The organism is Roseateles saccharophilus (assembly GCF_004342485.1).
Taxonomy (GTDB): domain Bacteria; phylum Pseudomonadota; class Gammaproteobacteria; order Burkholderiales; family Burkholderiaceae_C; genus Pelomonas; species Pelomonas saccharophila.
In genome coordinates, this window is the sequence record NZ_SMBU01000067.1 from 1 (window position 1) to 13,294 (window position 13,294).

At 65.7% G+C, this 13,294-nt stretch carries 11 protein-coding genes; 10 read left to right on the forward strand and 1 reads right to left on the reverse strand.

What is annotated here, in order from left to right; all coding sequences use genetic code 11:
* Positions 1-132 precede the first annotated feature (132 nt).
* On the reverse strand, positions 133-1,215 hold the full coding sequence (locus EV671_RS25785; RefSeq protein ID WP_132576770.1) for a nitroreductase family protein: 1,083 nt from the start codon (positions 1,213-1,215) through the stop codon (positions 133-135).
* 197 nt (positions 1,216-1,412) lie between these two features.
* Here EV671_RS25785 and EV671_RS25790 point away from each other — a divergent pair, with 197 nt between their 5' ends.
* The 10 genes from EV671_RS25790 to xrtA all read left to right on the forward strand — a co-directional run bounded on the left by EV671_RS25790 (position 1,413) and on the right by xrtA (position 13,212).
* Positions 1,413-2,294 (forward strand): ThiF family adenylyltransferase, encoded by an 882-nt coding sequence (locus tag EV671_RS25790; protein WP_243655889.1) that lies wholly within the window; start codon positions 1,413-1,415, stop codon positions 2,292-2,294.
* A gap of 314 nt (positions 2,295-2,608) precedes the next feature.
* Complete coding sequence (locus EV671_RS25795; RefSeq protein ID WP_207911263.1) at positions 2,609-3,172, forward strand: XrtA/PEP-CTERM system exopolysaccharide export protein; 564 nt, start codon at positions 2,609-2,611, stop codon at positions 3,170-3,172.
* An 83-nt stretch (positions 3,173-3,255) separates the two neighbouring features.
* Entirely contained in the window at positions 3,256-4,845 is a 1,590-nt protein-coding gene (locus EV671_RS25800; RefSeq protein ID WP_132576772.1) for an XrtA system polysaccharide chain length determinant, read from the forward strand.
* A gap of 1 nt (position 4,846) precedes the next feature.
* Entirely contained in the window at positions 4,847-5,830 is a 984-nt protein-coding gene (locus EV671_RS25805; RefSeq protein ID WP_132576773.1) for an XrtA-associated tyrosine autokinase, read from the forward strand.
* On the forward strand, positions 5,811-7,355 hold the full coding sequence (locus EV671_RS25810) for a TIGR03016 family PEP-CTERM system-associated outer membrane protein (protein ID WP_165917735.1): 1,545 nt from the start codon (positions 5,811-5,813) through the stop codon (positions 7,353-7,355). Before EV671_RS25805 ends, EV671_RS25810 begins: the two co-directional genes overlap by 20 nt.
* 92 nt (positions 7,356-7,447) lie before the next feature.
* Positions 7,448-8,545 (forward strand): XrtA/PEP-CTERM system-associated ATPase, encoded by a 1,098-nt coding sequence (locus tag EV671_RS25815; RefSeq protein WP_132576775.1) that lies wholly within the window; start codon positions 7,448-7,450, stop codon positions 8,543-8,545.
* Between the two features lie 11 nt (positions 8,546-8,556).
* Positions 8,557-9,450 (forward strand): XrtA system polysaccharide deacetylase, encoded by an 894-nt coding sequence (locus EV671_RS25820; protein WP_243655890.1) that lies wholly within the window; start codon positions 8,557-8,559, stop codon positions 9,448-9,450.
* Positions 9,451-10,500, forward strand: a complete 1,050-nt coding sequence (locus EV671_RS25825) for a FemAB family XrtA/PEP-CTERM system-associated protein (protein ID WP_132576776.1) — start codon at positions 9,451-9,453, stop codon at positions 10,498-10,500.
* Between the two features lie 10 nt (positions 10,501-10,510).
* Positions 10,511-11,701 (forward strand): TIGR03087 family PEP-CTERM/XrtA system glycosyltransferase, encoded by a 1,191-nt coding sequence (locus EV671_RS26915; protein ID WP_165917736.1) that lies wholly within the window; start codon positions 10,511-10,513, stop codon positions 11,699-11,701.
* A complete protein-coding gene (gene xrtA, locus EV671_RS25830) occupies positions 11,695-13,212 on the forward strand; it encodes an exosortase A (RefSeq protein ID WP_165917737.1) in 1,518 nt (505 codons plus the stop codon). Before EV671_RS26915 ends, xrtA begins: the two co-directional genes overlap by 7 nt.
* Positions 13,213-13,294: the final 82 nt, after the last annotated feature.

Below are 13,294 nucleotides of genomic sequence, written 5' to 3' on the forward strand. Positions count from 1 at the left end.
TGTCCGCCATCAGCGTGGAACGGTGTCCGCCATCACAGCGGAATGCTGTCCGCCATCACAGCGGAACGGTGTCCGCGATCGCGTGGAATACGCAGGAGCCTGCTGCGTGAGCTTCGCTCCCGAACTTTTACCTCAGCGACTTGGTCCGTGCATGAGACTCTCCAGGTCTCGCCGTATGGATCGGGCTTTGGCTGCGTGGCCGGCGCCGATTCGGCCCATGAAGACGGCGTGATCGGCGTTTTCTCTGCCGACCAGCGCCGTCAAGCGCGCGGCCACGCGCTCTGCGCGTGGCATGGCGTCCGGGCTTTTCGAGAACGGGAGTCGGTTTCGTGCATAGCGGGTGAAAACCAGTGGCGTCACCTCGGGCTGTAGTTGCAATCCCAGCAGCGTCGCCGTAAGCCAAAAGCGCTGGGTTGCCCGGCCGGCAGCCACGTAGTCATCCAATGTCGTCGCCGGGTTTTGGGCGCAGATCAGGAAATGGGCGGCGCAAGCCAAGCCGGGGAGCAGGTCCAGCTCGATGCGGGGCGCCCAAGTGCCGGCCAGAAAGCGGTTGAAGGCTTGGACGCGCCCCCAGCTTTTCATGACTTGGCGCATCAGGACAAGGGTTGGCGGGCTTGCGCCCAACGCTTGGTCCGGCACTTTCTCTTTGCTGAACTGTGCATGCCACTCGATGATGTCTCGGTGCACCTCGTAAGCTTCCCGGATTGTCAGTCGGAGCTTGGCCGAGTGGAACATCAGCTTCGCCGCACGTGCGCGCATGCCGAGGCCCTCGAGCCAGTGGACGCGATGACCGGGCCCTACCGCCTCGCTGAGGCGCTGTCGTTCGGTCTCGGTCAATGGTCGTGTCGAGAGCGCCCGCCGCTGGACGCTGCGCTTTTCGATCACTGCAGCTAGTGGGCTGGCGATCGCCGATTTCGATTCGCGAAAATCCAGCTCGAACTGCGGCCGTGTTTCCGGTGCACCTGCAATGCGGGTCGCGTTTACGGCCAGGCCATGGGTGGAGGCGGCAATGTCGATCGTTTCCAGCAGCGCGCCCAGGGAAATCTGGCTCGGATGGCCGTCCAAGTCATAAACGCAGTGATCACGGGTGTCGAATCCGTGCACGACCAAGCGGTTGGGTTGGACGACTTCGAAGCGCCAGGGTTGTGTGTTGTCGCCGCTTGGCGCCCATCTGGCCGTATCGAGGATCTGGCTGATGCTGCTGTTGAAATCCATGATGTGGAGCCTTTTACGGGGTGTGGTTGCAATTTCGATGCGCTCGGTGCACTGTGGTGCGCCGAGCGCGCTTGTTGCATGATGTCTGTTTTACTGAAGCGCCAAGCCGGATTTGCGGCCTTGCCTCCATCAACGGCTGCTGCAGGTGAGTCGCATGTCGAGGTGGGGCCATGGATTCCTGGCCAAGAGGAGGGTGTGTGAGTCAAACCAATTCTTTCGACTACGGTGGTGCATTCTCCAGGAACGTTGGCTGGGTCACTGGGGCCGAGCAGCAAAAGCTCCGCAACTCGCGTGTTGCTATTGCGGGCCTGGGGGGCGTTGGCGGCGCCCACCTGCTCACGTTGGCGCGTCTCGGGGTCGGCAATTTCAATATCGCTGACTTTGATGGGTTCGGCCTGCACAATTTCAATCGGCAGGTGGGCGCATTCATGTCGACCATCGGTAGGCCAAAGGCGGAAGTTGTTGCCGAGATGGTTCGAGAAATCAATCCGGAGGCTGACATCCGAATTTTTTCGCAGGGTGTGACGGTTGATAATCTGGATGAATTCCTGCGCGATGTGGATGTTTATGTGGACGGTATTGACTTCTTTGCCTTGCCGGCGCGCCGTATGCTATTCAAGGCCAGTTACGACAAGGGGATTCCGGCGCTGACGGCGGCCCCGCTTGGCATGGGTGTTTCCTTCTTGTATTTCAAGCCGGGTGGCATGAGCTTCGAGAAATATTTCCGAGTCGACGGTCGAAGCGAAAACGAGCAATATGCCCGTTTCATTGCAGGCCTGTCGCCCGCGATGCTGCAACGGGACTATCTCGTGGCGCCGCAGGCGGTGAATTTCCAGGAGCGGCGCGGGCCTTCGACGATGATGTCTTGTGATCTATGTGCTGGCGTAATGGGGGTTGCGGTATTGAAGGTGCTGCTGGGGCGCGGCAGTTTGCGACCGGCCCCTTGGGCCATGCAGTTCGATGCCTATCATCAAAAGATCAAGTTCACCTGGCGACCCTTCGGCAATGCCAACCCGATCCAGCAACTCATGCTGCTGCTGATTCGGCCGCTGCTGGAGGGGCGGGCGAAGCCGAGCTGAGATGGGCGCCACTGCGGAGCGTCGGAGTGTGAAATTGCACATCGCATGGCGCTATCGCCCCCCTGATTGGGTTGCCAGTGCCGCCGTGAGCCTATGGCATCATGCGACGCGCTCATGCTGGCGTGACGAGGTGCGTTGCTCGTTCGCGCCCCCGGTCCTTCAGGGACCAGACATACAGAGGATTTGCCTTGGACACCCTTCACGCTCTTGATCGCAGTACCGCGGACCTGGCGCCGGCTAGCAGTGCCTCGGCGTCTGATGGCAACGGGCTCTGGTTGAACGCGGCACGGGCGTTCGCCGCGGTTGTGGTCGGCTTGTTGGTGGGTTGTGCCAGCAACAATTACCCGAGTGCGCCCGCCAGCGTGGCGAACGATGACTACAGTTATGTCATTGGAGCAGGGGACAACCTGAACATCCTGGTCTGGCGCAACCCCGAGTTGTCGATGTCGGTGCCGGTGCGTCCGGACGGCAAGATCGCCGCGCCGCTGGTGGATGAGATCGTCGTGCAGGGCAAGACCTCCGTGCAGGTGGCGCGGGAAGTCGAGAAGCAACTCGGTAAATATGTGCGCGATCCGGTCGTGACCGTCATCGTGACGAGTTTTGTCGGTCCCTACAGCGAACAGATTCGCGTGGTTGGCGAGGCCGCCAAACCTCAGTTCCTGCCTTTCAAGCAGAAGATGACCTTGCTCGATGTGATGATTGCCGTCGGCGGTCTGACCGATTTTGCGGCGGGCAACAGCGCGACGATTCTTCGCACTGCCGAAGGCAACAAGCAATATTCGGTGCGACTCAAGGACCTGCTCAAGCGGGGGGATGTTTCGGCCAATGTGGAAATGCGGCCGGGCGATATTCTCATCATTCCCCAGAGCTGGTTCTGATCAAGCGGGCGCGCGGCGCCGATGTCCCGAGGGCGCCTCTCGCGCCCGTTTTTGCTGTATAGACATAACCGAGACCGTTCCCGATGGAAGTGCTCATTGGCCAATTGCTGATCATCGCCCAGCGGATGTGGAAATACCGCTGGGTCGGCCTGATCGTGGCTTGGGTCACCGGCATGGTCGGTGCTGTGGTGGTCTTTGTGCTGCCCGACCGCTACGAGGCCAGCGCGCGCATCTACGTGGATACCCAGTCCATACTGAAGCCGTTGATGTCGGGCCTTGCCGTGCAGCCCAATGTCGAGCAGCAGGTGACGATGCTGAGTCGCACGCTGATCAGCCGGCCCAATGTTGAAAAGCTGGTGCGCATGGCCGATCTGGACCTGAAGAACCAGTCCAAGGGCCAGCAGGAGGCCACCATCGAGACGGTGACCACCAATCTGTCCATCCAGAGCAGCGGTCGCGACAACCTCTACATCCTCGGCTACCGCGACAGCGATCCGGAAACCGCCAAGCGCGTCGTGCAGTCGCTGGTGTCCATCTTTGTCGAGTCCAGCCTCGGCGCGCAGCGCAAGGACACGTCCACCGCGACGACCTTCCTGAACGAGCAGATCAAGTCCTATGAGGCCAAGCTGCAAGAGGCCGAAACGCGGCTCAAGGAATTCCGGCTGAAGAACCTGTCCAACATGGCCGGCGACGGCAAGGACTCTGCCGCACGTCTTTCGGAGCTGAGCACCCAGCTCGAGCGTGCGCGTTTGGAGTATCGCGAGGCGCTGAACGCGCGTGATGCGGCCAAGGCCCAGCTCGACGCGGAGAAGGCGCGTGGCGGGGCCCAGACCACCCAGCAAAGCCTGATGCAGGAGGCCAATGCTCAGGTGGCGACCCCCGAGCTTGATGCGCGGCTGGCCGAGTACCGCCGCAATCTCGACGCGCTGCTGCAGCGATACACGGACCAGCATCCCGACATCATCTCCACCCGCAAGCTCATCAAGGATCTGGAAGACCAGCGCAAGCGCGAGCTTGCCGAGTTGCGCAAGGCAGCCGCGGCAACGCCGAGCGTCACGATGGCCGGGGCCGGCGGTAGCATGGCCGCGCAGGAACTGGTGCGCATCCTTGCGACGACCGAGGTGCAGGTGGCCTCGCTGAAGGCGCGCGTCGACGAGTATTCCAGCCGCTATGCGCAGGCCGTCGCTGCGTTGAAGACGGCGCCGCAAATGGAGGCTGAAGCGGCTCAGCTCAATCGCGACTACGCGATCCAGAAGAAGAATTACGAGGACCTCGTGCAGCGCCGCGAGCAGGCCTCGCTCTCGGGCGAGCTGGACGTCGCCTCGGGTATCGCCGACTTCCGCGTCATCGACCCGCCGCGGGCCAATCCCAAACCGGTGGCGCCCAATCGCCTGCTGCTGCTGGCCGGTGCAATGGCAGGGGCGCTCGCCATCGGCTTCTTCACGACCTTTGCCGCCAGTCAGCTGCGGCCGGTCTTCCACGACGGCAATGATCTGCGAGCGCGGGTCGAGTTGCCCATCCTGGGCGTCGTGACCCGCCTGGTCACCGATGCCGACCGTGCCCGTCAGCGTGTCGACCTGATCCGTTTTGCCGCTGGTGCAGGAGGGTTGCTGGTGATGTTCGCGGTGGCTTTGACAATCTTGGCCGTGCAACTCAGCCGGCAGGTGGTTTGACATGACGAGCTTGATCGAACAAGCCGCCCAGCGGCTCGAGCAACTGCGCCAGGCCGGTGTGGTGCTGCCCGGGGATGAACAGGCCGCGCCGGGTGTCCCGCCTGCGCCGCCGCAGCATGTGGTGGCGCAGCCCCAGCCCCGGCCGCCTATGCCGCCCGGGGCGGCCCGGCCGCTGGGAATTTCCGTGCAGCAGGACGGCCATCACAGCTCTTCCAAACGGGTCGAACTGGATGTCGTCGCGTTGGCGGCCCAGGGTTTCCTGATGCCGCACACGCCGCGTTCGCAAACCGGCGACCAATACCGCGTCATCAAGCGTCCGCTGATCAAGAACGCGATGGGCAAGGGCGCAGCGACGATCAACCACGCCAATCTGCTGATGGTGACGAGTGCGTTGGCCGGCGAGGGCAAGAGCTTCACGTCGATCAATCTGGCGTTGAGCATCGCGGCCGAGCTGGACAACACCGTCATGCTGGTTGATGCCGACGTGGCGCGGCCGTCCGTGCTGCGCATGCTCGGCCTGCCGCAGGGGCCGGGGCTGCTGGACGTGCTGGAAGAGCGCGTCGATATGTCCGATGTGCTGCTGCGCACCAACGTCGAGAAGCTGACCATCCTGCCCAGTGGCACGCCGCATCCGCGCGCGACTGAACTGCTGGCCAGCGATGCGATGAGCAACCTGCTCGAGAACATGGCCAAGCGCTATCCCGACCGCATCATCATCTTCGACTCGCCGCCGCTGCTGCTGACAACCGAGTCGCGCGTGCTGGCCTCGCACATGGGCCAGATCATCATTGTCGTGCATGCCGAGAAAACCGCGCAGAGCGCCGTCCAGCAGGCGCTGGCCACGATCGAGAACTGCCCGCTGAAGATGATGCTGCTGAACCAGGCCAGCCCCAATGCGGCCGGTGGCTACGGCTACGGGTACGGCTACGGGTATGGCTACGGCTACGGCTACGGCTATGGCGGCAATGACTCGGCGCAGGGCTGAGTCGCTGCGCTGGGCGCCGGCCCTGGTGCTGGCCCTGGCAGCCGGGGGCGCCGCCCGGGCACAGACCGAAGGCGCGGCGACCGGTGGCGGCATGACGGTGCGCCCTCGCATCGCCATGATGGAAACCTGGACGGACAATCTGCGGTTGAGCGAGCACGACAAGGACGCGGCCCTCGTCACTGTCGTTTCGCCGGGCATCAGCATCGTGCGCACCAACGGCCCGCTGCGCGGCAGCCTGGACTACACGCTGAACGGCATTGTTTACGAGAAGTCCGACCAGCCCTCGCAACTGCAGAGCGCGTTGCAGGCCAACGGCCAGGCCGAACTCATCGAACGCCACCTTCTCGTCGACATGAATGCCAGCATCGGCCAGCAGTCGGCATCGGCCTTCGGCCTGCAGTCCACGCCGACACTGGGCTCGCAGAGCAGCGTGTCGACGCTGGCCAACGCCAATCGTCACCAGGTCAGTACGCTGCTCTTGTCGCCGATGCTGCACGAGGTCATCGGCAGCCTGGTCAGCATGGATCTGCGCGGCAATTTCAGCCGCACCGAGGTGCGCGGCTCCAGCTTGGGCGACAACCGGGGCGCAGGGGGCTCGTTGCGCTTCACCGGGGCTGGCGGCGGCTCGTTGAACTGGTGGACGCAGGTCACCACCCAGCAGACCACGCCTGCGAGCGGGCGCGCCAACCGGCTGTCGTCGGCCGTGCTGGGCCTGAGCTACCAGCCCGATGCGGACCTGACGCTCGGCGCAGACGCCGGCCGCGAGCGCAACGACTATCTGACCAGTACCGGACAGAAGGGGAACACGGGCGGCGTCAACGCACAGTGGCGGCCGACCCCGCGCACGCGCGTCAACGGCGACTGGCACCGCCACGAATACGGCAACAGCCACAGCTTCAGCTTCGAGCACCGCATGGCGCACTCGGTCTGGCAACTGTCGGATTCCCAGGCGGTGACTGTCGGCAGTCTCTCGGCGGGCGGTGTGCGCAGCAACTACGACCAGTTCTTCCTGCTTTTCGCCTCGCTCGAGCCCGATCCGGTCAAGCGCGATCTACTGGTGCGCGCCTATCTGCAGGCCCAGGGGCTGTCGCCCGACGCACCGTCGAGCGCCGGCTTCCTGTCCAGCGGCCCAAGCCAACTGCGCAGCCAGACGCTAGGCTTCACCTTGCAGGGCGTGCGCAGCACGCTGAGTGCCCAGGCAAGCCGCAACATCACGCGACGTCTGGGCAGCGGCCTGAACCAGGGCGACCTGGCCAATAACTCGCGTATCGAGCAGCGTTCCTATTCGCTGACCGCCAGCCATCAGCTCACGCCCACCTCCGGGCTTTCGGTGACGGCGGCGCACCAGCAGGCGCTGGGTGATGCCAGCGGCCGGGCCACGCGGCTCACCAGCCTGACCGCCAACTGGAACGGGAAACTGGGGCCGCGTTCCAGCGTGCAGTTCGGGGCGCGCCATGCGCGCTTCGAAGGTGTCACGGCCTACGCCGAGAATGCGGTCTACGCCAATCTGACCCAGCAGTTCTGAGATGAAGTCTCCGGCCCAGCGACTATGCCGGCCCGCTCACGAGCCCGGGTTCATGCGTCAGCGGCCGTGCGAAAGCGCAATGGAAAACTGAGATGTATGAAGCCTTCTACGGCCTGAGCAGCAAGCCCTTCCAGCTCAGCCCCGATCCGAACTTCTACTACGGCAGCAAGCAGCATCGCCGGGCCAAGGCCTACCTGGACTATGGCGTGCTGCGCAACGACGGCTTCATCGTCATCACCGGCGAGATCGGTGCTGGCAAGACCACGTTGCTGCGCGGCCTGCTGGACAGCCTGAACCGCAGCAATGTCGTCATCGGCAACGTCGTGACGACCCAGCTCGATGCCGAGGACACGCTGCGCATGGTGGGCGCGGCCTTCGGCGTGCGCGTGAAAGACGCGCCCAAGTCCGAGCTGCTGATGACTCTGGAGGCTTTCTTCGTCAACCAGGTCACCCAGGGCAAGCGCTGCCTGCTGATCGTCGACGAGGCGCAGAACCTGACCCCGCGCGCGGTCGAGGAACTGCGCATGCTGTCCAACTTCCAGTTCGCCAATCAGTCGCTGCTGCAGACCTTCCTCGTCGGCCAGCCGGAGTTCCGCGGCATCCTGCAGAAGCCCGAGATGGAGCAGTTCCGCCAGCGCGTCGCGGCGACCTGCCACATCGGCCCGCTGGACGAGGACGAGACCCAGCGCTACATGGAGCACCGCCTGAAGTGCGCAGGGTCCAACGGCAAGCCCACCTTCGACCACGACGCCTTCCCGGCCATCCACAAGGCCAGCAATGGCATTCCGCGCCGCATCAACCGCCTGTGCGACCGCCTACTGTTGCTGGGCTTCATGCAGGGCCGTTCGCACCTGACGCTGGCCGACGTGAAGGAGGTGCTGCGCGACATCGCCCAGGAGAGCGAGGTGCCGCGCAACAGCGACGTCAGCCCGCTGGACAGCAGCCCCGCCAGTCTGCCCGACAGCCGCTCGGCGGCCCTAGACAGCGCGCCCGGCGCCCTGGACGTGGCCAAGCTAAAGATGAGCGTCGCTGAGGTCGAAGGGCTTTCCAGCGAGATCGCCGCGCTCAGCGCCGACCACCACACCGACCGCCTGCAGCGCCTGGAGCGCAGCATGATGAGGCTGGAGCGCATCAACCTGCAGACGCTGGCCCTGCTGCAGAAACTCGTGGACGCCGTCAAGCAGCATTGACCGAGCACGCCATGCTGATGCCCACCAAGACCCCGGCCCTGCGCAATGCGATGAGCATCGACGTGGAGGACTACTTCCAGGTCTCGGCCTTCGCGCCCTACATCCGGCGCGAGGACTGGAACGGCCTGGAATGCCGGGTCGAGCGCAACATCGGCCGCATCCTCGCGCTGCTGGCCGACAAGCAGGTCAAGGCCACCTTCTTCACGCTGGGCTGGATCGCCGAGCGCTACCCGCAGCTCGTCAAGACCATCGTGGCCGGCGGCCACGAACTGGCCAGCCATGGCTATGGCCACGAGCGTGCCAGCGACCTGTGCCCCGCAGCCTTTCTCGAAGACATCGCCAGCGCGAAGAAGCTGCTGGAGGATCTCGGCGGCGTGCCCGTCGTCGGCTACCGTGCGCCGAGCTTCTCCATCGGCAAGGCCAACCTCTGGGCCTTCGACGTGCTGCGCGAGGCGGGCTACCGTTATTCGTCCAGCGTCTATCCCATCGCCCACGACCACTACGGCATGCCGGACTCGCCGCGCTTCGCCTACCCAGTGCGCGAAGGCCTGCTCGAGATCCCGGTGACGACGCTGCGCATGGGCTCGCGCAACCTGCCCAGCAGCGGCGGCGGCTATTTCCGGCTGCTGCCCTATGCGTTGTCGCGCTGGATGATCCGCCGCGTCAACGAGGTCGATGGCGAGCCGGCGGTCTTCTACTTCCACCCCTGGGAAATCGATCCCGGGCAGCCTCGCGTGGCCGGCATCGATGCGAAGACGCGCTTCCGCCACTACGTCAACATCCCGCGCACCGAAAGTCGCATCGCCCGCCTGCTGGAGGACTTCCGTTGGGGCCGGATGGACGAGATCTTCCTCGGCCGCGAGGCCAGCCCGCGCGCTCCGGCGCCCACGCTGAGTCCGGCCTGAATGAACGCACCTCTGCGCATTGCGCGGCTGCCCGCGCAGGACCCGGCCTTGTCCGCGCGCTGGGACGCCTTCGTGCTGGCGCACCCGCAGGCCACCTTCTTCCATCGCAGCGGCTGGCAGCGCGTCATCGAATCGATCTTCGGCCACCGCTGCTTCTTCCTCTACGCCGAGCGAGAGGGCGTCATCGAGGGCGTGCTGCCGCTGGCCGAGGTCAAGAGCCGGTTGTTCGGCCACTCGGTCGCCAGCCTGCCGTTCGCCGTTTACGGCGGCGTCGCCGCGCTGAACGACGAGGCCGCCGCTGCGTTGGAGGCCGAGGCCGAGAAGATCGCGCGAGGGCAGGGCGCCGAACACCTGGAGTACCGCAACCTTGGCCCGACCCGTCACGCCGACTGGCCGCGTCAGGATCTCTACGTCACCTTCCGCAAGGCCATCCTGCCGGATGAGGAGGCCAATATGCTGGCTATCCCGCGCAAGCAGCGGGCCATGGTGCGCAAGGGCATAGGCAATGGGCTGAAGGCCGAGATCGACGCCAACGCCGACCGCTTCTTCGACCTGTATGCCGACAACGTGCTGCGCCACGGCACGCCGGCCATGCCGAAGAAATTCTTCCAGGCCCTGCTCGACGAATTCGCTGCCGACGCCGAGGTGTTGACCGTCACGGCGCCGGACGGCCGGCCGCTGTCGTCGGTCCTGAGCTTCTACTTCCGCGACGAGGTGCTGCCCTACTACGCCGGTGACGACGAGGCCGCGCGAGGCCTGGCCGCCAACGACTTCAAGTACTGGGAGCTGATGCGCCGGGCCTGCGCACGCGGCCTCAAGGTCTTCGACTACGGCCGCAGCAAGCAGGGCACGGGCCCCTACGCCTTCAAGAAGAACTGGGGCTTCGAGCCGCAGCCGCTGTCCTACGAGTACCGGCTGTTCAAGCGCGACGCCATCCCCCAGAACAATCCGAACAACCCGAAGTACCAGCTGATGATCAAGGCCTGGCGCAAGCTGCCGATCGGCGTTGCGAACTGGCTCGGGCCCTTCATCGTCAAGAACCTCGGATGAGGTCCGGGTCATGAAGATCCTCTACCTCGTCCACCGCCTGCCTTACCCGCCCAACAAGGGCGACAAGGTGCGCTCCTACCACCTGCTCAAGCATCTGGCGGCGCGGCACGAGGTCCATCTGGGCAGCTTCATCGACGACCCCGATGACGAGCAGCACCTGCCCCGCGTGCGCGAGCTGTGCGCCGGCCTGCATGTCGCGCGCCTGAACCCGCGCATGGCTAAGCTGGCCAGCCTGCGCGGCCTGCTGACCGGCGAGGCGCTGAGCCTGCCCTACTACCGTGACGCCGGCCTGCAGGCCTGGGTGGACGAGGGCGTGGCGCGTGTCGGCTTCGACGCCGTCATCGCCTTCAGCGGCGTGATGGCCCAGTACGTGCCTGCGGGCCTGCGCCGGCTCGTGGACTTCGTCGATGTCGACTCGGCCAAATGGCGCGATTACGCGCCCGAGCACGCCTGGCCGATGTCCTGGCTGTACCGGCGCGAATCGGCCAAGCTGCTGGCCTTCGAGCAGCGCGTCGCGGGCGAGGCCGACTGCAGCTTCTTCGTCACCGACAACGAGGTGGCCCTGTTCCGCGAGCTCAGCCCTGGACGCGACCTGCGCCTCGCGCCCCTGGGCAATGGTGTCGACGCCGAGTTCTTCGCGCCCGATCCGGCCCGCGCCAACCCCTTCGAGGCCGCAGAGCTACCGCTGGTCTTCACCGGCGCGATGGACTACTGGCCCAATGTCGACGCGGTGACCTGGTTCGTCGCCGACATCCTGCCCGCCTTGCGCGAGCGCTTCCCGGCATTGCGCTTCCACATCGTCGGCCGCAGCCCTGCGCCGGCCGTCCAGGCACTGGCGAGCGATGTCGTTCGAGTGACCGGCACCGTGCCCGATGTGCGCCCCTATCTGCAGCATGCCGCGGCCGTCGTCGCGCCGCTGCGGCTGGCGCGCGGCATCCAGAACAAGGTGCTCGAGGCCATGGCCATGGCCCGACCCGTCGTCGCGGCGGGCAGCTGCGTGCGGGCCATCACGGCCGAGGCCCTGCCCGGGCTGCTGCCGGCCGACAACGTGGCCGACTATGTCGACCGCGTCGCTGTGCTGCTGGCCGAGCCGGCCGCCGCCGATGCCGCCGGCCGTGGCGCACGCGACTTCGTGCTCGGCGCCTACAGCTGGGAGGCGCATCTCGTCGGACTGGACCGACACCTGGAGACTGCATGCTGAACCTGCCCCGGCCCTGGCGCTTGCCGCTGCTCGGCCTGGCTCTGACCTGGGCGCTGCTGGCCGCGCTGTACTACGACACCGGCGCGGCCATGGTCTTCATCTGGAACCGCTCCGAGACCTTCGCCCATGCCTGGGTCGTGCCACCGATCTCGGCCTGGCTGGTCTGGCGCCGGCGCGCCGACCTGGTCGTGCTGGTGCCGCAGCCCGCGCCGCGCTGGCTGTGGCTGATGCTGCCGCTGGGCCTGTTGTGGCTGGTGGGTGATCTCGCCGCGGCGAACTCGGCGACGCAGTTTACGCTGGTGGGCATGCTCGTCGTCATGGTGCCTGCGCTGCTCGGCACGGAGGCCGCGCGTCGCATCGCCTTCCCGCTCGGCTTCCTGTTCTTCGCCGTGCCTTTCGGCGACTTCATGACGCCCTGGCTGGTGGACCGCACGGCCGATTTCACCGTCGTCGCGCTGCGCGCGACGGGCGTCCCGGTGTTTCGGGAGGGGAACCAGTTCATCATTCCGACCGGCTCCTGGTCGGTCGTGCAGGCTTGCAGCGGCATCCGCTACCTGATGGCCTCGGTCATGGTGGGCACGCTGTTCGCGTACCTGAACTACCGCGGCAACCGCAAACGCTGGGCCTTCGTCGGCGTTGCCATCGTCACACCGCTGGTGGCCAACTGGCTGCGGGCCTACATGATCGTCATGCTGGGCCATCTGTCCGGCAACAGGCTGGCCACCGGGGTAGACCACATCATCTACGGCTGGGTCTTCTTCGGCATCATCATGCTGATCATGTTCATGCTCGGTGCACGCTGGGCGGACGCCGAGCCCGAACCCCAGCCAGCACCTTCCGGTGCCGTGATGCGGCCGGCTTCGCCGGCACACTGGTCGGGCGTGCTGCTGGCCGCGGCCTTGCTGCTCGCGCTGCCGCCGCAATTGCGGGCCAGCGCCGAGCATTCGGCGGCTCATGCAGCGCCCGTGCTGGCCGCGCCCGCGCTGCAGGGCTGGGCCTGGCACGGCGAGCCCATGACGGGCTGGCGACCGAGCTTCGAGAACCCGGCTGGCGTGCTGCATGGCCGCTTCGAGCCCCAGGATGCGGGCGGTCCCGCCGTGGGCATCTACGTCGGCTACTACCGCGATCAGCGTTATGGCCGCCAGCTGGTGACTTCGGTCAACCAGATGGTTAATGCGGAGACGGAAAAGGAATGGGCGCAGACCGCTGGCGGTCTGGCTGAGCTCGACGCACCCGCCGCTCCGCCGTCCTGGCGCACCGCCGAGCTGCGCGGCCAAGCCTTGAGCGAGGTCAGGGGCGACGGTAGTAGCGCGCCACGCCTGCGCGTCTGGCAGATTTACTGGATCAACGGCCGCCCCTTCGTCAGCGACTGGCAGGCCAAGCTCTATGGCGCCTGGCTCAGCCTGCTCGGCCGGGGGGACGACGCCGCCGTCTTGCTAGTCTATGTCGACAAGGCCGCGGCCGGCACCGACGACGCCAGGCTCAGGAGTTTCATACACCTGAATCCGTGACCGCTGCCCGAGCTGGGAGCGGCAAGTCGTTGATCTGGCGCGCGAATTGCGCGTAGCAAGGCGCTGGCGGTGGACACCCTGA

Excerpts from the sequence above, each read along its gene's own strand:
- EV671_RS25785 (WP_132576770.1), bottom strand. The coding sequence starts at position 1,215 with ATGGATTTCAACAGCAGCATCAGCCAGATCCTCGATACGGCCAGATGG.
- EV671_RS25800 (WP_132576772.1), top strand. The coding sequence starts at position 3,256 with ATGGAAGTGCTCATTGGCCAATTGCTGATCATCGCCCAGCGGATGTGG.
- EV671_RS25805 (WP_132576773.1), top strand. The coding sequence starts at position 4,847 with ATGACGAGCTTGATCGAACAAGCCGCCCAGCGGCTCGAGCAACTGCGC.
- EV671_RS25810 (WP_165917735.1), top strand. The coding sequence starts at position 5,811 with ATGACTCGGCGCAGGGCTGAGTCGCTGCGCTGGGCGCCGGCCCTGGTG.
- EV671_RS25815 (WP_132576775.1), top strand. The coding sequence starts at position 7,448 with ATGTATGAAGCCTTCTACGGCCTGAGCAGCAAGCCCTTCCAGCTCAGC.
- EV671_RS25820 (WP_243655890.1), top strand. The coding sequence starts at position 8,557 with ATGCTGATGCCCACCAAGACCCCGGCCCTGCGCAATGCGATGAGCATC.
- EV671_RS25825 (WP_132576776.1), top strand. The coding sequence starts at position 9,451 with ATGAACGCACCTCTGCGCATTGCGCGGCTGCCCGCGCAGGACCCGGCC.
- EV671_RS26915 (WP_165917736.1), top strand. The coding sequence starts at position 10,511 with ATGAAGATCCTCTACCTCGTCCACCGCCTGCCTTACCCGCCCAACAAG.
- xrtA (WP_165917737.1), top strand. The coding sequence starts at position 11,695 with ATGCTGAACCTGCCCCGGCCCTGGCGCTTGCCGCTGCTCGGCCTGGCT.